General features: G+C 67.9%; 17 protein-coding genes. 9 read left to right on the forward strand and 8 right to left on the reverse strand.

Annotated elements, in window-relative coordinates; all coding sequences use genetic code 11:
• Positions 1–2 precede the first annotated feature (2 nt).
• Together C882_RS24840 and C882_RS25635 are read left to right on the forward strand one after the other, a co-directional pair.
• Complete coding sequence (locus C882_RS24840) at positions 3–167, forward strand: hypothetical protein (protein WP_009538621.1); 165 nt, start codon at positions 3–5, stop codon at positions 165–167.
• A gap of 7 nt (positions 168–174) precedes the next feature.
• Positions 175–2,133, forward strand: coding sequence for a hypothetical protein (locus tag C882_RS25635; protein WP_009538622.1), 1,959 nt, complete (start codon positions 175–177; stop codon positions 2,131–2,133).
• A 92-nt stretch (positions 2,134–2,225) separates the two neighbouring features.
• On the opposite strand, the gene hutG is transcribed toward C882_RS25635, so the two are convergent.
• The 3 genes from hutG to C882_RS00830 are packed head-to-tail and all read right to left on the reverse strand — an operon-like array spanning position 2,226 to position 5,962.
• Positions 2,226–3,041, reverse strand: coding sequence for an N-formylglutamate deformylase (hutG, locus tag C882_RS00820; protein WP_009538623.1), 816 nt, complete (start codon positions 3,039–3,041; stop codon positions 2,226–2,228).
• A 12-nt stretch (positions 3,042–3,053) separates the two neighbouring features.
• The gene (gene hutH / locus C882_RS00825) at positions 3,054–4,598 is read right to left on the reverse strand and encodes a histidine ammonia-lyase (protein ID WP_009538624.1); all 1,545 of its coding nucleotides are present in this window, start codon (positions 4,596–4,598) and stop codon (positions 3,054–3,056) included.
• A complete protein-coding gene (locus C882_RS00830; RefSeq protein WP_009538625.1) occupies positions 4,595–5,962 on the reverse strand; it encodes a formimidoylglutamate deiminase in 1,368 nt (455 codons plus the stop codon). The genes hutH and C882_RS00830 overlap by 4 nt, the downstream gene beginning before the upstream one ends.
• Positions 5,963–6,075: 113 nt before the next feature.
• Between C882_RS00830 and hutI the strand changes: the two genes are divergently transcribed.
• The 6 genes from hutI to C882_RS00860 all read left to right on the forward strand — a co-directional run bounded on the left by hutI (position 6,076) and on the right by C882_RS00860 (position 13,298).
• On the forward strand, positions 6,076–7,320 hold the full coding sequence (gene hutI, locus C882_RS00835) for an imidazolonepropionase (protein ID WP_009538626.1): 1,245 nt from the start codon (positions 6,076–6,078) through the stop codon (positions 7,318–7,320).
• On the forward strand, positions 7,320–8,066 hold the full coding sequence (gene hutC / locus C882_RS00840) for a histidine utilization repressor (protein ID WP_009538627.1): 747 nt from the start codon (positions 7,320–7,322) through the stop codon (positions 8,064–8,066). The genes hutI and hutC overlap by 1 nt, the downstream gene beginning before the upstream one ends.
• A gap of 44 nt (positions 8,067–8,110) precedes the next feature.
• A complete protein-coding gene (gene hutU / locus C882_RS00845) occupies positions 8,111–9,784 on the forward strand; it encodes a urocanate hydratase (RefSeq protein WP_009538628.1) in 1,674 nt (557 codons plus the stop codon).
• Positions 9,785–9,925: 141 nt separating this feature from the next.
• The gene (locus C882_RS00850) at positions 9,926–11,032 is read left to right on the forward strand and encodes a TRAP transporter substrate-binding protein (protein ID WP_009538629.1); all 1,107 of its coding nucleotides are present in this window, start codon (positions 9,926–9,928) and stop codon (positions 11,030–11,032) included.
• Between the two features lie 111 nt (positions 11,033–11,143).
• Positions 11,144–11,716, forward strand: a complete 573-nt coding sequence (locus tag C882_RS00855) for a TRAP transporter small permease subunit (protein ID WP_009538630.1) — start codon at positions 11,144–11,146, stop codon at positions 11,714–11,716.
• Position 11,717: 1 nt separating this feature from the next.
• On the forward strand, positions 11,718–13,298 hold the full coding sequence (locus tag C882_RS00860; RefSeq protein WP_009538631.1) for a TRAP transporter large permease: 1,581 nt from the start codon (positions 11,718–11,720) through the stop codon (positions 13,296–13,298).
• Between the two features lie 8 nt (positions 13,299–13,306).
• On the opposite strand, the gene C882_RS00865 is transcribed toward C882_RS00860, so the two are convergent.
• Entirely contained in the window at positions 13,307–14,188 is an 882-nt protein-coding gene (locus C882_RS00865; protein WP_236262419.1) for a glycosyltransferase family 4 protein, read from the reverse strand.
• Positions 14,189–14,799: 611 nt separating this feature from the next.
• Between C882_RS00865 and C882_RS00870 the strand changes: the two genes are divergently transcribed.
• The gene (locus C882_RS00870; protein ID WP_043642779.1) at positions 14,800–16,257 is read left to right on the forward strand and encodes a lipopolysaccharide biosynthesis protein; all 1,458 of its coding nucleotides are present in this window, start codon (positions 14,800–14,802) and stop codon (positions 16,255–16,257) included.
• Positions 16,258–16,285: 28 nt separating this feature from the next.
• On the opposite strand, the gene C882_RS00875 is transcribed toward C882_RS00870, so the two are convergent.
• The 4 genes from C882_RS00875 to C882_RS00890 form a co-directional block, all read right to left on the reverse strand.
• Complete coding sequence (locus tag C882_RS00875; RefSeq protein ID WP_043642781.1) at positions 16,286–17,557, reverse strand: polysaccharide pyruvyl transferase family protein; 1,272 nt, start codon at positions 17,555–17,557, stop codon at positions 16,286–16,288.
• Positions 17,558–17,817: 260 nt separating this feature from the next.
• Complete coding sequence (locus tag C882_RS00880; protein ID WP_009538634.1) at positions 17,818–18,336, reverse strand: metallophosphoesterase; 519 nt, start codon at positions 18,334–18,336, stop codon at positions 17,818–17,820.
• Positions 18,336–18,782: a paraquat-inducible protein A gene (locus C882_RS00885; RefSeq protein ID WP_009538635.1), complete on the reverse strand. Its 447-nt coding sequence runs from the start codon at positions 18,780–18,782 to the stop codon at positions 18,336–18,338. Before C882_RS00885 ends, C882_RS00880 begins: the two co-directional genes overlap by 1 nt.
• Positions 18,779–20,107, reverse strand: coding sequence for a TRAP transporter large permease (locus tag C882_RS00890; protein WP_043642784.1), 1,329 nt, complete (start codon positions 20,105–20,107; stop codon positions 18,779–18,781). The genes C882_RS00885 and C882_RS00890 overlap by 4 nt, the downstream gene beginning before the upstream one ends.
• Between the last annotated feature and the right edge of the window lie 235 nt (positions 20,108–20,342).

The raw sequence follows: 20,342 nt of genomic DNA on the forward strand, positions 1-20,342 counted from the left end.
CCATGGTCGACCCTGACATGAACGACCCGCCGCACGATGGCACCCGCGGTCGCCTGGTGGTGGCGCTCGCGGCCGTGTCGTTGGCGGCCTATCTGCTGTTGAGCGAGGGCTTGCAGAACCACTTGGCAGACATGCGATCCGCCTTGGCGGTGATTGCCGGAGGGTGAGGTAGTCGTGACACTGATCGTGCTTCTGGCATATCTACTGCTGAGTTTCGCCGGTACTGCGCTGGTGCTGAAGCGCCTTGGTGCCGCGTCAGGCGTCGAACGGCTTTCGTGGGCCGCAAGTCTGCCGCCCCTGCTGTTCTTCACGCCGCCGCTTCTGCTGGCCTATGCCGAGTTGGCAGGGGCGCCGCCGTCCATGGCGCCGGGGCCGCTTCTGGCCGTGCAGGTCGTACTCGTCGGCCTGCTGTGGGCGGCGCTTCGTGCGCGGGGACCACGGCGGACGGCGGCGGGCGCGGCTGCCGGACCGGCGGCAGGCGGCACGGAGCCGCGGGCGCCGGTTGTGCTGGCACGGGGGACGGCGTGGCTTGCCGGGCTGACGTTCCTGGGCGCCGGGGTGCTGCTCGCCCTTGGATTTCCGCGCGGGTTCGAGGTCTGGGCCTACCACCTGCCCATCGGCCTGCACATCTTCGACACCGGGTCTGTGCAGCCGTGGGATCACGCCTACATGCACACCTTCCCGGCCAACATGAGCCTCTATGCCGGCCTGCTGCTCCAGGCCCTGCCCGAGCGTCTGGTGGCGGTTGCCAACCTGCCGTTCCTGCTGCTGACCGCCGTGGCCGTCTACGGCCTGGGCCGCGTGGCCGGCGGCGGGCGCGACGGCGCCCTGCTGGCGGCGGCGGGCATCACCACCATTCCGGTCTTCGCGTTTTCCAGCCTGGAACTGGGGGCGGACGTCGCCGCGGCGGGCCTGCTGGCGCTGGCCTTCCTGGCGGTCCTGCTCCATCATCAACGCGAGGCCAATGGCATCCCGACCGCCGTCCTGCTGCTGGCCGGTGCCCTGGCGGGGCTGGCCTACGGATTCAAGCCTCTGCACGTGGTGCCGGCGATGGTGCTGGGCGTCGCGATCCTGGTCGGTGCGGCGTCACGAAGCGGCCGTCCGGTGCGCGCGATGGTGCGCGACGGCGGTCTCTATGCGCTGGGTGTTGTGGTGCTGGCGGGGCCGTGGCTCGTTCGCAACTGGATCGAACTGGGCAGCCCCGTCTATCCCATCAACGTGCCGCCGATTACCGACTGGCTGGGGTTCGCCACGGCGCCCGACGTCGATTACTCGGCACGCGAGTCGACGCAGTTCGAGTGGGTGCGCCAGCCGCTGGAGTGGCTGGCCTATCCCTGGATCGAATGGCATTTCATCGACCAGAACTACAAGCACAGTTCGGGCTTCGGTGCCTTTTTCGCCGCCCTGGTGCCCTTGGCCGTCCTGGCGGCGGCCTGGCGCGTGCTGCGGCCCGCGCGCGAGGCGGGCCGGCGGGCGGTGCGCTTCCCCCAGGCGGTGCTGCTGGCCGCCGCGCTTGTCGTCGTGGCGCTGTGGTGGGTGATGAACGACCGCCAGCCGCGCTACATCATGGGCGCCATCGTGCTCGCCGTGCCCCTTGTGGCGCCGTTGGTGGCGGAGGCCGCCGGGCGGTGGCGCACGGGGCTGGTCGGCGTCGGGGCGGCCGCCTGCGTCCTCATGCTGGCCGTGCTGGCGAGCCGGGAGGCCATGACGGCGGGCAGCCAGTTCGTCGCCTCCAGCCGCTTCGATCGGCACGCCTTCTACGATTACCCGCAAGGCATCGATTCCCTGCCGCCGGGCAGCACGGTCCTGAACCTGGGCCCGCGGGCGCGCAACTACATGCTGCGGGGCGAAAGCCTGGAAAACCGGGTCATCGGCTTCTACCGGCTGCGGACGACGCTTGAGGCGACTGGCGCCGCCGGCGGTACGCCAGAGCATCTGCGGGCGCTCGGCGTGACCCACATCTATACGCAGGGTCCGCGCCGTGCACCGCTGGACGCCTGCGTGGGGCTGGACCCCGTCGCCAGCATGGACCGCAACCCTGAAAACGGCGTGCCGCTGGAAGAGGTGCGGACGTTGTGGCGCGTGACGGACGCCTGCGCCAGCGGCGGCCGCCAGTCCGCCAGTGCCCGCTAGGACATTTTCCGCTCAGGCGCCACCAGGGTTCATGCGCCTGCCCGGCGCCGGGGCGCAGTGTCTGCTCCGCACACGCCGTCGGCTCCGCGACCCTACTCGCCCAAAGGACCCTCGGGCCTGAAGCCGAGCAGCGTCTCCAGCACCTTCCTCAGGTGGGGGCGGAATTCCGCCGCCCTGGCCTCGTCAAAGGCGAAGGGCGGCGTTTCCTCCATGTAGGCGGCCTGCGCCAGTTCCATCTGCACGGCGAAGACGCTCTCGCCGGGGCGGCCGTAGTGGCGGGTGATGTAGCCGCCGATGAAGCGCCCGTCGACCACCGCCGGATGCCCGTGCGTCGAAATCTCCGCCAGCACCAGCGCCAGGGCCTCGCGTAAGGAGCCCGGGCAGCTTTCGCCCATGGCCGTGCCCAGGTTCAGGTCGGGCAGGCGCCCCTTGAACAGACGCGGCACGTGGCTGCGTATGGAATGCGCGTCATAGAGCAGCGCGAAGCCATGGCGGTCCTTCACCCGCGCGATCTCCGCGGCCAGCGCATCGTGATAGGGCCGCCAGTAGGTGTCCACCCGCTCCCCCACCTCGTCCTCGCCGGGGCCGCGTCCGTCGGCGTACAGCGGCGTGCCGTCGAACAGGGTTTCCGGGCACAGGCCGGTGGTGGCCTGGCCGGGATAGAGGCTCTCGTTGCCCGGCGGCCGGTTGAGGTCGACCACGTAGCGCGAATAGCGGGCGCTGATCACCGTCGCGCCCATGCCGGGCGCGAAGTCGTAGAGGCGCGGGATGTGCCAGTCGGTGTCGGGCAGCGTCCGCGCCTCGGGCGTCAGGCGCTCCTCCAGGCCCGGCGGCAGTTCCGTGCCGCAGTGGGGCATGCTGACGATGAGCGGGCTGTCGCCGCGGGTCAGATCGTAGACGTCGGGCATTCAGGGAAGTCCTCAGGCCGGGTCCAGGTCGAAGGTCACAGCATCGTCCAGTCCGCCGTCCCGCACCAGCGCGCCGATGGCGGAGAGGTCCGGCGCGAAATAGCGGTCGACCTCGTACCGCGGCACGCGCGAGCGGATGACGCTCAGCGCCGCTTCCATGTCCGACGAGGACCGAAGCGGGCGGTGGAATTCCAGGCCCTGCGCGGCGGCCAGAAGCTCGATCCCCACGATATCCGCCACGTTGCCTGCGATGTCGCGCAGGCGGCGGGCGGCGAAGGTCGCCATGCTGACGTGGTCCTCCTGGTTGGCCGATGTCGGCAGACTGTCGACGCTGGCCGGGTGGGCGAGGGTCTTGTTCTCGCTTGCCAGCGCGGCGGCGGTGACGTGGGCGATCATGAAGCCCGAGTTCAGCCCCGGTTCCGGCACCAGGAAGGGCGGCAGGCCGCTGATGGAGGCGTCGATCAGCATGGCGATGCGCCGTTCCGCCAGCGCGCCGATCTCCGAGGCCGCGATGGCAAGCTGGTCGGCGGCCATGGCGACGGGTTCGGCATGGAAGTTGCCGCCCGAGATGACCTCGCCCGTATCGCCCAGCACCAGCGGGTTGTCGGTCACGCCGTTGGCCTCGATGCGCAGCGTGCGCGCGGCCATGCGCATCTGGTCGAGCACGGCCCCCATGACCTGCGGCTGGCAGCGGAGCGAGTACGGGTCCTGCACCCGGTCGCAGGCCTCGCCCTGGTGGCTGGCGTTGAGCGGACTGTCGGCCAGAAGGGCGCGCAGGGCCCGGGCAACGGAAATTTGCCCCGGCTGGCCGCGCAGGTCGGAGATGCGGGCGTCGAACGGCTTGTGGCTGCCCTTCACAGCTTCCACCGACAGCGCGCCCGAGACGACGGCGGCCTTGAAGCAGCGCTCGATCTCGAACAGCCCCGCAAGCGCCAGCGCCGTGGAGACCTGCGTGCCGTTGATGAGCGCCAGGCCTTCCTTGGCCTTCAGCTCGATCCGCTCCACGCCGGCGCGGTTCAGGCCTTCGTCGGCGCTGACGGTCTCGCCGTTGATGCGGATGTGGCCGACGCCCAGCAGCACGCCGGACAAGTGGGCCAGCGGTGCCAAGTCGCCCGAGGCGCCGACGGAGCCCTTGGACGGCACCACAGGCATTGCACCGGCGTGATAAAGGCCGAGCAGGGCGTTGACGACCTCCGGCCGGATGCCCGAGGCGCCGACGGCGAGGCTCGCGATCTTGCTCGCCAGGATCAGCCGCACCACGCCGTCGTCGAGCGGTTCGCCGACGCCGGTGGCGTGGGACAGGATGAGGTTGCGTTGCAGGGTATCCAGGTCTTCCGGCGCGATGCGCTTCTGCGCCAGCTTGCCGAAGCCCGTGTTGATGCCGTAGACGGCGGCGTCGCCGGCGGCGATCTGCTCGACCAGCGCCCGCGACTCGGCCATGCGCCGGCGGGCATCGTCGGGCAGGGCGATGGGGGCGGCGTCGCGATAGATGCGGCGCAGGGCGTCGATGCTCAGCCCGCCGGGGGTGAGGGCGATGGCGTCGGGGGAGGTCGTCACGCGAACAGCCTTTCAAGAACGCGGGTGAAACGGGCGGCGCTGTCTTCGTCCAGCGGATGGCGGCCGTCCTCAACGACCGTCCGGCCGCCGACGATGACGTGGCGCACGGTGGTGGCGTTGCCGGAGAAGATCCAGCTGTCCAGAAGCGCGTCGCCGGAGCGGGCGGCGAGCAGGGGATGGGCGTCGTCCAGCACCACGATGTCGGCCCGCGCGCCTTCCGCCAGCGCGCCGATATCCGCTCCCATGGCCTGGGCGCCGCCGGCCAGCGCGCCGCGCAGAAGGCGGGCGCCGGTGGAGGCCCGCGGGCCGCCGGCGAGGACGGTGCGGCGGCGGGTGGTCAGGCGCTGGCCATACTCCAGCCAGCGCAGGTCCTCCACCGGGCTGATGGAAATGTGGCTGTCCGACCCGATGCCGAAACGACCGTTGGCGGCGAGGTAATCTTCCGCCGGAAAGATGCCGTCGCCCAGGTTGGCTTCGGTGGTGGGGCACAGGCCGACGACCGCCCGGGCCTCGGCCATGCCCACCACCTCGTCATGGTCGACGTGGGTCGCGTGGATCAAACACCAGCGTTCGTCCGGCGCTGCGTTCTCCAGCAGCCATTGCACCGGGCGGCGGCCGGTGTGGTGGATGCAGTCCTGCACTTCGGCGGTCTGCTCGGCGATGTGGATGTGAATGGGACCATCAGGCCGGGCCGCCGTCACCTCGGCCAGCAGGTCGGGCGGCACGGCGCGGAGGGAGTGCGGGGCGATGCCCAGGTCCACGTCCACGGCATCGGCATAGGCCTTGTCCAGCCGTTCCATCAGCTTCAGGAACCCGGCGCCGTCGTGGCCGAAGCGGCTCTGGCCTTCCGACAGCGGCGCCCGGTCGAAGCCGGCCGTGGTGTAGAGCACCGGCAGCAGGGTCATGCCAATTCCGGCGGCGCGGGCGGCGGCGACGGCGCGGTGGCTCATCTCCGCCGGATCGTCATAGGGCGTACCCCCGGGGGCGTGGTGCAGGTAGTGGAACTCCCCCACACGGGTGAAACCGGCCTTCAGCATCTCGATATAGGCGCGCGTCGCCACCACCTGGAAATCATCGGGTTCCATGCGCCCGACAGCGGTGTACATGGCGTCGCGCCAGCTCCAGAAGCTGTCCGCCGCGCCCTGGCCGGACCGTTCCCCCAGGCCGGCGATGGCGCGCTGGTGGGCGTGGCTGTGCAGGTTCGGCACGCCGGGAATGGCCGCGCCCTCCTGCCGTTCCGCGTCGGCGGGGCAGGGGGCTCCGGCGGTGACGCCGGTGATGCGGCCCGAGGCGTCGGCCGCCACCGTCACATCCTCCGCCCATCCGTCCGGGAGCAGGGCGCGGGGGAAAAATAATTTGCGCATGGCCGTCTCCGAGATATTATAGGCAAGCCTATACAAGGTTAGGCAACCGGCGCAAGCGTCCTTCCGCGAGGCGGGTCTGGGTGCGGCGCCGAAGCCCGGAGGAGACGCCGCCCATGCCGACCGCCCCCCGCTGGGACTCGCTCTGGATCAACGTTTCCGCCGCCACCATGGAGCCGGACGGCGCCGCCTATGGCGCCATCGAGGACGCGGCGGTGGCGGTGAAGGATGGCCGCATCGCCTGGATCGGCCCGCGCGCCGACCTGCCGGATGCGCCCGAGTCGCTGGCGGAAACGGTGCATGACGGGCGCGGCGGCTGGCTGACGCCGGGCCTCATCGACTGCCACACCCACCTTGTTTACGGTGGAAATCGCGCGCGCGAATTCGAGATGCGGCTGGAGGGCGCCACGTATGAGGAATTGGCCCGTGCGGGCGGCGGCATCGCCTCCACGGTCAGGGCAACGCGCGAGGCGGACGAGGACTCGCTTTTGGCCGCCGTCCTGCCGCGCCTGGACGCCCTGCTGGCCGAGGGCGTGACCACCATCGAGATCAAGTCCGGCTACGGCCTGGAGCGCGAGGCCGAGCTTCGCATGCTGCGCGTCGCCCGCAGGCTGGGGGAGGTCCGCCCCGTGACGGTGCGCACCACCTTCCTGGGCGCCCATGCCGTGCCGCCGGAAGCCAAGGACGACCCCGATGCCTACGTCGAGCGGGTGTGCGACGACATGCTGCCGGCCGCCGCCGACGCAGGGCTCGCCGATGCCGTGGACGCCTTCTGCGAACGCATCGGCTTCACGCTGGAGCAGACGCGGCGGGTGTTCGACGCGGCCAAGGCGCGCGGCCTGCCGGTGAAGCTTCATGCCGAGCAGTTGTCCAACCTGGGCGGCTCGGCGCTGGTGGCGGAGTACAAGGGACTCTCGGCCGATCATATCGAGCACCTGGACGAACAGGGCGTGGAGGCCATGGCGCAGGCGGGCGTGGTGGCCGTGCTGCTGCCCGGCGCCTTCTATGTGCTGCGCGAAACCAAGCTGCCGCCCATCGACCTGCTGCGCGCCCATGGCGTCCCCATGGCGCTGGCGACCGACTGCAACCCCGGCACCGCGCCCGTGACCTCGCTGCTTTTGATGCTGAGCATGGGGTGCACCTTCTTCCGCCTGACGCCGGAAGAGGCGCTTGCCGGCATAACCCGCAACGGCGCGAAGGCCCTGGGGCTGGACGACCGCGGCATCCTGCGCGAGGGCCTGCGCGCCGACTTGGCGCTGTGGGACATCGGCCACCCGGCGGAGCTTTCGTACTCCATCGGCCTCAACCCCTGCCGCGCCGCCGTGCACGGCGGGCGCGTGCGCGGAGAGGGTGCGGCGTAATGAAGGTCTCAGCCAGCCAGCCGCGCTATCGCCAGATCAAGGAGACGCTGCGCAACCGCATCCTCTCCGGCGAGTGGCCGGAGGGCTTTCAGCTTCCGTCGGAGAACCAGTTGCTGAAGGAGTTCTCCGTCAGCCGCATGACCGTCCACCGGGCGCTGCGGGAACTGACGGACGAGGGCGTGCTGACCCGCGTGCAGGGCGTGGGCACCTTCGTGGCCGAACGGGCGGCCTCGGCGGAAATCCTGGAGTTGCGGCCGGTCTCCGACGAGATCGCGGCGCGCGGTAATCGTCATTCCTGCCGGGTGGACCTGCTGGAGGAGGCGACGGCGGATGCGCGGCTGGCGCGCAGCTTCAACCTCCCCGCCGGGGCGCGGCTGTTCCACTCGGTCGTGGTGCACTACGAGAACGAGGTGCCGCTCCAGTACGAGGACCGCTGGGTCAACCCCAACATCGCACCCCGCTACCTGGAGCAGGACTTCAGGAGCAAGACACCGACCGAGTACCTGACCGACCTGGAGCGCACGCCCGAGGTCGAACACATGATCGAGGCCGCATTGCCCGGTGCCACGGCGGCGCGCCTTCTCAACATTCCCGAAAGCGAACCCTGCCTGCGGCTGACGCGGCGGACCTGGGTGCGGGGCCATGTGGTGACGCTGGCCCTGCTGGTGCACCCCGGCACGCGCTATCGCCTGGGCACCCGGTTCACCGCGCGGCCCGGACAGGTGCCGCTGGATATCGCTCTTTAGGCTTCACGGCTTCACGGAAACGGACAAGAAGAAGGATCACTCCCATGTCCACCGCATCCCGGCTCGACAACGCCCGCGTCATCCGGGCGCCGCACGGATCGGAAAAGAGCTGCAAGAGCTGGCTCACCGAGGCGGCGCTGCGCATGCTGATGAACAACCTGGACCCCGACGTGGCCGAACGCCCGCAGGAACTGGTGGTCTACGGCGGCATCGGCCGCGCTGCGCGCAACTGGGACAGCTTCGACCGCATCGTCGCACGCTTGCGTGACCTGGGCGACGACGAGACGCTGCTGGTGCAGTCGGGCAAGCCGGTGGGCGTCTTCCGCACCCACGCCGATGCGCCGCGCGTGCTGATCGCCAACTCCAACATCGTGCCGCACTGGGCCGACTGGGACCACTTCTCGGAGCTGGATAAGAAGGGCCTGATGATGTACGGCCAGATGACGGCCGGATCGTGGATCTACATCGGCAGCCAGGGCATCGTGCAGGGCACCTACGAGACCTTCGCCGAGGTCGGGCGCCAGCACTACGGCGGCGAATTGAAGGGCAAGTGGATCCTTACCGCCGGCCTGGGCGGCATGGGCGGGGCGCAGCCGCTGGCCGCCACCATGGCCGGGGCGTCGATGCTGGCTGTGGAGTGCCAGCCCAGCCGCATCGACATGCGCATCCGCACCGGCTACCTGGACCGCCACACCGCCGACATCGACGAGGCCCTGCGCTGGATCGAGGACGCCTGCGCGAACGGCGAGGCGATCTCCGTCGGCCTGCTGGGCAATGCCGCCGAGGTCTTCCCCGAGCTGGTCAAGCGCGGGGTGAAGCCCGATGCGGTGACCGACCAGACCAGCGCGCATGACCCCGTCAACGGCTACCTGCCCGCCGGCTGGACGCTGGAGGAATGGGAGGCCAAGCGCGAGACCGACCCCAAGGCCGTCGCCAAGGCCGCGCGGGCGTCCATGAAGGTGCACGTCCAGGCCATGCTGGACTTCCACAGCCAGGGCGTGCCCACGCTTGATTACGGCAACAACATCCGCCAGATGGCGAAAGAGGAAGGCCTGACGCACGCCTTCGACTTCCCCGGCTTCGTGCCCGCCTACATCCGCCCGCTGTTCTGCCGCGGCATCGGCCCGTTCCGCTGGGCGGCGCTGTCCGGCGACCCCGAGGACATCTACAAGACCGACGCCAAGGTGAAGGAGCTGATCCCCGACGATCCGCACCTGCACAACTGGCTCGACATGGCGCGCGAGCGCATCCACTTCCAGGGCCTGCCGGCGCGCATCTGCTGGGTCGGCCTGGGGCAGCGGCACCGCCTGGGCATGGCCTTCAACGAGATGGTGAAGTCCGGCGAGTTGAAGGGTCCCATCGTCATCGGCCGCGACCATCTGGACTCGGGCTCCGTCGCCAGTCCCAATCGCGAGACGGAGGCGATGCTGGACGGGTCCGATGCCGTGTCCGACTGGCCGCTCCTGAACGCGCTTCTGAACACCGCCAGCGGCGCGACGTGGGTGAGCCTGCACCACGGCGGCGGCGTCGGCATGGGCTTTTCCCAGCACGCCGGCATGGTGATCGTCGCCGACGGCACCGACGCGGCGTCGAAGCGCCTGGAGCGCGTGCTGTGGAACGATCCCGCGACCGGCGTCATGCGCCACGCCGATGCCGGCTACGACATCGCCAAGGACTGCGCGAAGGAGCATCAGCTCAAGCTGCCGTTCCTCGACTGACGAGGGGCGACAGTCCACCATTCCCGGAGCGGCGGTCATAACAGTCGGCCACCGCCGCGCCGGCCCCTCGACCCGGAAAACCGGGCGAGCCTAAAACAACAAGCCGCCGGCCGACGAACAGATGAACAGGGAGTTCAGAACATGGATCGGAGGCAGTTCCTCAAGTCCACCGCCATCGGCACCGCCGGTGCCGCCGCTACCGCCGGAGGCCTTGCCACGCCGGCGCTCGCCCAGGGCACAAAGCGCTGGACCATGGTGACCAGCTGGCCGCGCAACCTGCCGGGGCCGGGTGTCGCCGCCAACATGCTGGCCGAGCGCATCACGGCGCTGTCCGGCGGCCGGCTGGAGGTGGAGGTTTCCGCCGCCGGCGAACTGGTGCCCGGCCGCGGCGTGTTCGACGCGGTGTCGGAGGGCACGGCACAGCTTTATCACTCCGTCCCCGCCTATTGGGGGTCGAAGTCCATCGGTTTCCTGCTGTTCGGCAGCCAGCCCTTCGGTTTGACGGCCATCGAGCAGTCGGGATGGATGAACCACGGCGGCGGCCAGGCGCTGTACGACGAGTTGTACGCCCGCTTCAACATCAAGCCTTTCCTCTGCGGCAACTCGGGCGCCCAGTGGTTCGGCTGGTTCCGCGACGAGATCAACTCCGTCGACGACCTGCGGGGCCTGCGCTTCCGCACCACCGGCCTGAACAGCGAGGTGCTGTCGCGCATGGGCATGGCCGTGCAGGCCATGGGCGGGGCCGACATGTTCCAGGCGCTCCAGTCCGGCACCCTGGACGCCGGCGAGTTCATCGGCCCCTGGACCGACAGTGCGCTGGGGTACTATCAGGTCGCCAAGAACTACTACTATCCCTGCATCGGCGAGCCGTCCTCGGCCGAGGAATGCGGCGTGAACATGGAGGCGTTCAACGCGCTGGGCGACGACCTGAAGCAGGCCGTCGCGCTGGCCTGCCAGTCGCTCTACGACCAGGTGCTGACCGAGTACAACACCAACCACGCCAAGGCCCTGCCCATGCTGGTGAAGGAGCACGGCGTGCAGTTGCGCCAGCTGCCAGACGAGGTGGTGGTCGCCATCGGCAACACCGCCGGCGAGGTCATGCGCGAGCTGCTGGAGCACGAGGACGAACTGGTCGCCCGCATCGCGCGGTCCTTCGTGGACTACCGGACGCTGTCCAACGGCTACATGAAGTATGCCGACGGCAGCGTGTTCCGGGCCCGCGACATGGACTTCGACTACCCGACCTGATCCGGCCGGATCGCGCGCGGCGCGGCGGCCCTTGGCGGTGGCCGCGCCGCGTGATCTTCTGTGAGTACGTATCGTTTCCTATCCGTCCGCGCGCCCGGAGGGCCTGTTCTGATGCCCGCGATCCTCATGCGCCTCGGCCGGATGCTGGACCGGATCAACGCCGCCGTGGGCGCGGCCGTCATGTGGCTGGCGGTCGGCATGGTGGTGATCCAGTTCGGCATCGTCGTGCTGCGCTATGTCTTCGGCATGAGCTTCATTTTCGTCACCGAACTGGAGCTTTACCTGCACGCCGCCCTGTTCATGCTGGGGGCCGGCTACACCCTGCTGCACGACGGCCACGTGCGCGTGGACATCTTCTACGGCAGCCAGACCCCGCGCCGGAAGGCGGCCATCGACCTTCTGGGGACGCTGGTCTTCCTGGTGCCGTCCTGTGTCGCTATCCTGGTCTACACGTGGCCCTTCGTCCGCAAGTCGTGGGAGATCGGGGAAGGCGCCATTTCGGTCGGCGGCATTCCCGCGTCCTACCTTCTGAAATCCTTCATCACGGCCTTCGCGGTGCTGCTGCTGGTGCAGGGCCTGGGCCTGGCGCTGAGGAACCTGGCGGTCCTGCTGGGCGCGCCGCCGCCCAAGGAAACGCGCGGCATCGCCGACCGCGCCTCGGAAGCGCTGCGGGAGAACGGCTGACATGCTGACCCTGCTGACCCAGAACCTGGACCTTCTGATGATCGCCGCGCTGTGCGGCGGCATCCTGCTGGGCTATCCGGTGATCTTCACCCTGGCCGGCACAGGCATCCTGTTCGGCCTGCTGGGCGCGGGCCTGGGCGTGTTCAACATGCCGCTGCTGGCGGCATTGGCGCCGCGCGTCTTCAGCATCATGACCAACGACATCCTTCTGGCGATCCCGCTGTTCGTGCTGATGGGCGTGATCCTGGAGCGGTCCCGCATCGCCGAGGACCTGCTGGAGGAAATGGGCAAGCTGTTCGGCAGCTTGCGGGGCGGTTTGGCCGTGTCGGTCGTCGTGGTGGGGATGCTGCTGGCGGCGTCGACCGGCATCGTCGGCGCGACGGTGGTGACCATGGCGCTGATCGCCATGCCGGCCATGCTGCGCAACGGATACGGCAAGCGGCTGACCAGCGGCGTGATCGTCTCCGCCGGCACGCTCGGGCAGATCATCCCGCCCTCGACCATGCTCATCATCCTGGCCGAGGTCATGTCGTCGGGCTATCAGCAGGCCCAGTTCGACATGGGCAAGTTCACCGTCGACACGATCTCCGTCGGTGACGTCTTCGCCGCCGCCCTGCTGCCGGGCCTCTGCCTGGTGCTGATCTACGTGATCTTCATCCTGGCACTGGCCTTCCTGAAGCCGTCCGCCGCGCCCGCCCTGCCGCGCGAGGCCGACGTGACGAGCCGCGAGGCCGCCTTGCGCATCGTTAAGGTGCTGGTGCCGCCGGTGGTGCTGATCGTCGCCGTCCTGGGCTCCATCCTCGGCGGCATCGCCACGCCCACCGAAGCGGCCTCGGTCGGGGCCGTCGGCGCGTTGATGCTGGCCGCGCCGCGCTTCTTCAAGGGGCGAAGCAACTGGCCTTTCTGGGCGGCGGCGGCGGCCATCGTCGGCATGCTGGTGCTGACCAGCATGGTCGACCTGCGCACCGGCCGCGCCAACCCGACAGCAGTGGAGCAGGCGTCCATCTGGCTGGCGGGCGGCCTGGCGCTGATCGCCTTCTGGGGCATCTTCGTCGCCTTCTGGCGGGCGGGGCGTGCGGGCGTTCTGAAGCCCGTCCTCAGCTCCACCATGATCGTGACCAGCATGATCTTCGCCATGATGATCGGAGCGTCGGTTTTCTCGCTGGTGTTCCGGGGGCTCGGCGGCGACGTGCGGGTGGAGGAATTCCTGACGGAGATGCCCGGCGGCCAGACGACGGCGCTTCTGTTCGTCATGGCGATCGTCTTCGTGATGGGCTTCTTCCTGGACTTCGTGGAGATTTCCGTGATCGTCCTGCCCATCGTGGTGCCGATCCTGCTGACCATGGGCATGGACCCCATCTGGCTGGCCGTGCTGATCGCCATCAACCTGCAGACCAGCTTTCTCACGCCGCCGTTCGGGTTCTCGCTCTTTTACCTGCGCGGTGCGGCACCGAAGGAGGTCTCGACGCTGGACATATACAGGGGCGTCATTCCCTTCGTGATGCTGCAGATCATCGGCATGCTGGTCATTTTCCAGATGCCGGGCATCGCGACGTGGCTGCCGGGGGTGCTGTTCGACTGACGCGGCACTCAGTCCTGTTTGGAGGTGTGCTCGGGCGTGGTGGTTCTGCGCCCCATCGCCGCCTCCATGAAGTCCATGGTCGCGCGGCCAATGCGGTCCCATGAAAAAGCCGTCAGGTCCGGGCCGCTGTCCCGGCCCTGGAAACGCGCCCGCGCCTCCGCCAGCGTATGGGGCGTCAGCGGCCCGTCGAAAAGATGGGCGTTGCCCGCGCCCAAAAGCCCGGCCGTTTCCCGGACAGGGGCCGTGTCGGGCGTGACGAACGGCCGGCCGTAGGAGGCGGCCAGCAGCGCCACGCCTGAATTGAAAACGGGATAAGGAAGCACCACGGCATCGCTGGCGCACATCAGGTCCCGCACCTCTTCATCGGGCACGAATCCCAGCCTGAGGGTGATGTTCGGCATCTCGGCAAGCGCCGCCAGGGACGTTTCCAGGGCCGGTGTCGCTGGTTTGCCGGCGATGACGATATGAGCACTCTCGTCCGCGGCGACCGTCGGGCCGATCAGCGTCGTCAGGGCGTCGATGTTCTTGTAGGGACGAATCCGGCCGAAGAACAGGTAGATATAGCGGTCCGCCGGCAGGCCGAGCCGCTGCCGCGCGGTCACTTGGCCCACGGGGCTCCCGTACCAGTCCTGATAATGGCCGTGGGGGATGACCGTCGTCGGCAGGCGGCGGAGGAGCGGAGAGCGGTGGAGCATGTGTTGGCGGCTGGCCTCCGTCATGAAGATCGCGCCGCTCAGTTGGGCCTGAAACATGCGTTCGAAGACCGTCCAGGTAAGCATGTCGGCGCCATGCAGATCGTGCGGCTTCTCGTTGTGGCAGGTCCAGACGACCCGGCTGCCGCGCCGGTGCAGCGTGCGCAGCGCCTGCAGCGTCCAGCGGGCGCCCTTCATGCGCTGCACGGGCGTCCGGCCGTCCCACATGAAGGCTTCCGGCCAATGCACATGCACAATGTCGGGCGCCCGGTCCGGTGGCGCGCCGATGCTGAAGTCGTCGACGACGGCGTGGTGGCGCCTCATGGCTCCATAAAGAAGGTCCTGGTAAGGATTTCCACCGGTGGCGGGCCACGCTGCAATTCTCAGGCGGGGCTCCGTCGTGTCGTATGGCATGGTCGGTCACCGGCTGTGAATATTAATGATGTCAATGCAGGTTGTTTTCTATTATATGCAGCATGAGAAGGTTTGTTCTCAACTACCCTTTGGAAGACAACGTTTTTTCAGGGGAGGTAGTGGCGGCCGAACTGACGGTGACATCGTGGTACAGACGCGCTGCTCTTCGGTCAGCCGCCCTGAACAAGTAGATTTCTGACGTATCATCTTTCTCCAAGCGGGTTATCGCGCCGAACGCACAAGACATATGCCGTCGTCTTCCGACGCGTTTAAGCCTGCCTCCCATGGTGAACTGCGCCGACTCTTCCCGTTCGGCTAAGATGCGACTCCCGCACAACGGCGATCGGGTTCTCCTGAATGCCGGCCGATGCGCCTATCCATCAAGAGCGGACGCTATGGGACGTATCCACGTATCACTTCTCCATACTTCTGCCGCAACCTACTTGCGTATGGCAATTCAGTTTATTTCCGTTGTCATCGTCTCCCGCCTTCTGGAACCGGCTGAGATTGGCCTCTTTTCGGTGACGATGGCGCTGGTGGCCATCGGCCAGTTGTTGAGAGACTTCGGCGTCGGCCAGTATCTTGTTCAAGAAAAGGAGCTTGACGAGAGCAAGATCCGCAGCGCGTTCGGCATAGCATTCGTCATGTCGGCCGGCGTGGCCGTGATCCTGTGGATCGCTGCCGCTCCCCTCGCCGCCTTTTACGACCAAGAGGGCGTCAGGGAGGTCATGCATGTCTTGGTCCTGAATTTTCTGATCCTGCCTATTGGGGCACCATCTCTGGCCCTGCTCCGTCGGCGGTTCCACTTCGGCAAGGTTGCAATTGTGGAACTGGCATCGACAGTTGCGCAAGTCGCGATGACGGTCCTACTGGCGCTCAACGGCTTCAGTTACATGAGCATGGCATGGTCGTCGGTTTTTGCCACGGTCGTGCTGATCTTGATGCTGGTCGTCGTCAGAGCGCCTCATGTGTTCATTCTTCCCGGCTTCGCCCATTGGCGATCCATCACCGCTTTCGGTGGCTTTGCATGCGGGTCGAACATGGTTCAGCACTTCTCGATGATGGCGCCCGACGTCGCCATGGGGAAGCTGCTGAGCTTCGAGGCTGTTGCCTTCTTCAGTCGCGCCCAAGGACTCGGGCGCATCTTCAATGACGGAATACTGGGTGCAGCGTCCAAAGTGGCGCAGCCCTCCTTCGCCGAGTACAACCGATCCGACAGGCCGCTGAAGCTGGAATACCTGCGGTCGGTCACCCTCATGACAGCGCTTGCGTGGCCATTTTACGGAACTCTTGCTCTCTTCGCGGATCCCGTCATCCTGTTTTTGTTTGGTGAAAACTGGAAGGCCTCTGTTTTGCTCCTGCAAATATTTTGCCTGAGATATGCTGTTTTTGCTTATTTTTCTCTTAGCGACAGCCTGTTTTGGGGTGTCGGTGCCGCTAAAACGATGTTGCGCAAGAACACGATCGTGTCCGTGGTGCGGATAGTGCTGACGGTTGCCGCTGCCTTTCACAGCCTGGAGGCCGTGGTCTGGGCGCAGGTGGTCATCACCACCTTCAATTTCGCCGTCACCCAGCGCTATCTGGGTCGTCTTATCGACGTCAGCCTGCTGGAGGTTCTAAGGGCCGGCCGTCTGAGTTTCGCTGCCGCGGCAGCTGGGCTTGCACCCTCGGTCTTGGGCGTGGCCATTATTGAGACGCCGGGGATCGTTGGGGCGCTTATTCTAGGTTCATGTGGCGTCGCGGCGTGGCTTGCAGTTCTCGCGCTTGTGCGCCATCCGCTGATGCGAGAGCTCTCGATCGTGTTCCAGATTGTCCTGCGGCTGGTGATGCGACGGGGGCCGTCTGTCACCTGATGAAAAAGCGGTCCGCATCCGAGGCCGGCTATGTCTCGGCCGGTTCCCGCGGAGGGCGGCCGGCCTCGACGCTGAGCCTTGATCGTGGCGATCCAGGAGCGAGGACGTTCATCCTTGCGGCCTCCGTAACCGTCGGCAGCGCCCGGCGAACTGCATCGGCGTGCCGCGAAAGATTGGCGACCGCAGCGTCGTAGCAGGCAAGCAGGCTCTCCGGATCGGCGATCACCGCATCCGGCTGGCGGCAGAGATCCTCGACCGGAAGATCAAAAAGCTGGAAGAGTCCCTCGAACTTGCCTTGGTAAACCACCGCAATCGGCACTGCGCCGGTGGTCAGTCCCAAGATGGCGACATGCATGCGTCCTGTGATCACGATCGGCACCAATGCCAGGACGGAGCGAATCGATAGCGGGTCCATGGGACCCTGGTAAGCGCGGACCGACGCGCCGCGTTGCTCCGCAAGATGCCGGCAAATCTCTTCGTCACCCGGCTTTCGACTGTCGTGAGGCAACAACATGACGGCGCAGCGTCGAGCCAGAAGCCCATCAATAACCCGCCCCATCGCCTCGGCAAGGGCGGGCTTTTTATAGGCCTGCCCGCCATTTACGTTCACGACCACCGGCTGAAGGCCGGCGTGCTCCATGCGGGCAAGCCAGGCCGCCTCCGCCTCCGGCGCCTCTCGCTCAACGGGCGGCGGGATGAGGAAGGCGGCGTCAGGCGCGATGGAGGGCATCCTGCCAAGCCACGGCACCATCCGCTGCGCAGACAGCGGGTCACGCGCATTGATGCGAACCGATCCCGGCAACTGGCCGAGGGCCCTCATGCAGGCCGACTTTGGCGCCTCGCTGATGCTTGCTCCGACAAGAACCGTCTGCAGGCCCCCTTGGGCGGCGAGTTGCATGAGCCGGATCCGCGCCAGCGCGCGCTGGTGGCTATAGATGCCGTCGATGATATCGGCTCCGATAACGTACAGAGCCTCGTAATCCCGCATCGCGAATGCCATGCGCATCAGTGCGCCGCGTCCGCCACGCATCAACAGTCCTGGCAGGCAGAGCGTGTGGTCGGGCGTGACGGATACCGGCCAGTCATCCTCCGTCTCCGGCGTCAATATGTCGACCCGCTGATAGCCGGCGGCGCGCAGAGCTTCCGTGGTCCCGACGATCAGCGCCGCGTCGCCGACGCTTCCCGACACGGACGGAGCGACAACCAAGGCCGCGGATGGCGCACTGCGGCTCTCTTTCCGCCTGCCTGCGACGGCCTGCCAGACATTGTTGACGAGTCCGTCCTTCAAATTTTCCAGCATGGCTCACTCGCGTCGGTTGGCTCGAGACGTACGGCCATGGATCGCTATGGGAGGCCGCGCGACGCGTCGAGGATACGTTTCGGGGACGTGTGCCACCATTCCACAACCGGCTAATCCATCGAAACCTTCCGGCGCAGGCGGCGACATGCCGTGGATGTATTGAAATCGGCGACCGGCCGCCCGCCGGCACCTGAAATACGGAAAAGACGAACGTGCTGCAGCGGCCGCATCCGTTGGCTTCGGCCGACGGTGCGCGGTGGCTAGGAGTTGCGGCGGCGGCGGGTCGCGTGCTCCAGCAGCGTCTCCACCGCCACCGGGGCGAAGTCCCAGACGTCGACGCCGACGTCGATCTGGCGGGGCAGGGGGGCCAGCTTGCCGTGGCTGTGGCCGTGCAGGTTCAGCGCGCCCTTGTGCTGGCCGTTCCAGCTGCGGAAGGGATAGTGGCAGAGCACCAGCTTGCGTCCCTCGGCTTCCAGCTCCGCATAGGCCTGCACCGATGCCCAGCCCGCCAGCGCCAGCGTCGCCGGGCCGTCGTTGTTGCCGCTGACCAGGTGCTTGGTGCCGTTCAGCCGGCCCAGGATCGCGGCCTGTGCATCCGGCTTCGGTCCGATGGCGAAGTCGCCCAGGTGCCAGATGGTATCGTCGGGCGCCACGGCGGCGTTCCAGTTCTCCACCAGGGCCTCGGTCATGGTGGCCGTGCTGTCGAACGGGCGCCTGAACAGGCCCAGGCTGCCGCCGTGGCCGAAGTGTGTGTCGCTGGTGAACCAGAGGCGCGGCATCAGGTGGAAGGGTCCTTCTTCGCCAGCATTCCTGCGATCATGGACAGCAGCACGGCCGCCGCGAAGCAGTAGACGCCCGGCGCCGAGGCCGCGTTCACCAGCCCCGAGCCTTTCAGCGTCACGATCAGCAGGGCGACCACCAGCACGTCCATCATGCTCCACTTGCCAAGGCCGTCCACCACGGCGGCCATGCGCGGCGACGGCCGGCGCCACGCCCACAGCACGCCGATCAGCTTCAGCACCGGGAAGACGATGGAGAAGGCGGTGAGGACGACGGCCAGGAATGGTTCCCCCTCCGAATACAATGTCACGATGGCCTGCCACAGCGACACGCTGTCGGTGAACAGCCACAGCCGGTCGATGTGCAACAGCGGCAGGCCGATGCCGAGGCCCAGGAGCACCAGCGCCGTCCCGGCCAGGATCGGCGTCAACAGGGCGCGGGTCACGGGCCTCCTCCCGCCAGTGTCAGGCCCGCGAGCGCAATGCCTGGGAAGGCCACCAGCAGGGCCACGCGCACCGCATCGGCGGCCAGGAAGGGCACGACGCCGCGGAAGGCCCGGGTCAGCGGCGTGCCGGGATCGAAGGACTGGATGACGAAGATGTTCATCCCCATGGGCGGCGTGATGAGCCCCACCTCCACCACGATCAGCACCAGGATTCCGAACCAGATCGCCGTCTCGTCGGGACCCAGGCCGAAGTCCAGGCCCATGACGATGGGGTGGAAGATGGGCACGGTCAGCAGGATCATGGACATGCTGTCCATCAGGCATCCCGCCACCAGGTAGAACGCCAGGATCAGTCCCAGCACCGCCAGCGGCGGCCATCCGCTGTCGGCGACCAGCCCGGCGGCCTCCATGGGCATGCGGGACAGCGCGAGGAAGGCGTTGTAGAGGTCCGCGCCGATCAGGATCAGCATGACCATGGCCGTCAGCTTGGCCGTCCCCAGCAGGCAGTCGATCCATCCCGCCCGGCTCATGCGTCCGCTGAGCGCCGCGACGACCGCCGTGCCCGCCGCGCCCACGGCGGCCCCTTCTGTCGGCGTGAACAGCCCGCCGTAGATGCCGCCGATCACCAGGGCGAAAAGGCCAAGGACCGGCCCCGTCTCAAGAAGCGCCCGAAGGCGGGCGGGCAGCCCATGGCGGGGCCCCGCCGGTCCGGCACCGGGGCTCAGCCGCACCACGACCGCGATGGCCGCCATGTAGCCGAAAACCGCCAGCAGGCCGGGAATGACGGCCGCGATGAACAGGGCGCCGATGCTCTGTTCCGTCAGCAGGGCGTAGATCACCAGGATCACGCTGGGCGGGATCAGGATGCCAAGCGTCCCGCCGGCGGCCAGGGCTCCGCAGGCCAGCGATCCGTCATAGCCGCGGCGCTTCATCTCGGGCAGGGAGACGTGCGCCATGGTCGCGGCGGTGGCGAGCGACGAGCCGCAGATCGCCCCGAACCCGCCGCAGGCGCCCACGGCCGCCATCGCCATGCCGCCGCGCCGGTGGCCGAGCCAGGCGTTGGCGGCGCCGAACAGGGCGCGGCTCAAGCCCCCTTGCGTGGCGAACTGCCCCATCAGCAGGAACAGGGGGATCACCGACAGCGAGTACGACGCGCCCAGGTGCCAGGGGGCGGTCGCCATGTAGTCCAGCAGCGGCGCCGTGCCCGCGATCAGCGCATAGCCCAGCCCGCCGGCGATCAGCATGGCCAGCCCCACCGGCACGGCCAGCACCAGCAGGCCCACCAGGGCGGCGAACATCAGAAGCGAGAGGGCTGTCCCGTCCATGACCAACGGCGTCTCCGGTTGCGACAAAAGCGGGCGCAGGATGCGTCATGCGCGGCCATTGCGAAAGCCCGCAAGGGATGCTTCGACCGTTCGATCAAACCCGTGGCGGTTGACAGATGCTCCAAGCCCGAGGAACCTAATGGGGTTAGGCGGGCGCCTCCAACGGGGCGCCCGGTTCGGTTTTTCGGAGCCTCGGCCCGCTTCGGCCTGCCCCGAACAGGGGTTTTCGCCGCCG

The sequence above is a fragment of the Caenispirillum salinarum AK4 genome (assembly GCF_000315795.1).
Classification (GTDB): Bacteria; Pseudomonadota; Alphaproteobacteria; order Rhodospirillales; family Rhodospirillaceae; genus Caenispirillum; species Caenispirillum salinarum.

Bases quoted from the DNA above. Each gene is read 5' to 3' on its own strand.
- C882_RS00860 (WP_009538631.1), top strand. From the start codon at position 11,718: ATGCTGACCCTGCTGACCCAGAACCTGGACCTTCTGATGATCGCCGCG.
- C882_RS24840 (WP_009538621.1), top strand. From the start codon at position 3: ATGGTCGACCCTGACATGAACGACCCGCCGCACGATGGCACCCGCGGT.
- hutU (WP_009538628.1), top strand. From the start codon at position 8,111: ATGTCCACCGCATCCCGGCTCGACAACGCCCGCGTCATCCGGGCGCCG.
- hutG (WP_009538623.1), bottom strand. From the start codon at position 3,041: ATGCCCGACGTCTACGATCTGACCCGCGGCGACAGCCCGCTCATCGTC.
- C882_RS00865 (WP_236262419.1), bottom strand. From the start codon at position 14,188: ATGAAGGGCGCCCGCTGGACGCTGCAGGCGCTGCGCACGCTGCACCGG.
- C882_RS00855 (WP_009538630.1), top strand. From the start codon at position 11,144: ATGCCCGCGATCCTCATGCGCCTCGGCCGGATGCTGGACCGGATCAAC.
- C882_RS00870 (WP_043642779.1), top strand. From the start codon at position 14,800: ATGGGACGTATCCACGTATCACTTCTCCATACTTCTGCCGCAACCTAC.
- hutC (WP_009538627.1), top strand. From the start codon at position 7,320: ATGAAGGTCTCAGCCAGCCAGCCGCGCTATCGCCAGATCAAGGAGACG.
- C882_RS00890 (WP_043642784.1), bottom strand. From the start codon at position 20,107: ATGGACGGGACAGCCCTCTCGCTTCTGATGTTCGCCGCCCTGGTGGGC.
- C882_RS00880 (WP_009538634.1), bottom strand. From the start codon at position 18,336: ATGCCGCGCCTCTGGTTCACCAGCGACACACACTTCGGCCACGGCGGC.
- C882_RS00830 (WP_009538625.1), bottom strand. From the start codon at position 5,962: ATGCGCAAATTATTTTTCCCCCGCGCCCTGCTCCCGGACGGATGGGCG.
- C882_RS00875 (WP_043642781.1), bottom strand. From the start codon at position 17,557: ATGCTGGAAAATTTGAAGGACGGACTCGTCAACAATGTCTGGCAGGCC.
- hutI (WP_009538626.1), top strand. From the start codon at position 6,076: ATGCCGACCGCCCCCCGCTGGGACTCGCTCTGGATCAACGTTTCCGCC.
- C882_RS00850 (WP_009538629.1), top strand. From the start codon at position 9,926: ATGGATCGGAGGCAGTTCCTCAAGTCCACCGCCATCGGCACCGCCGGT.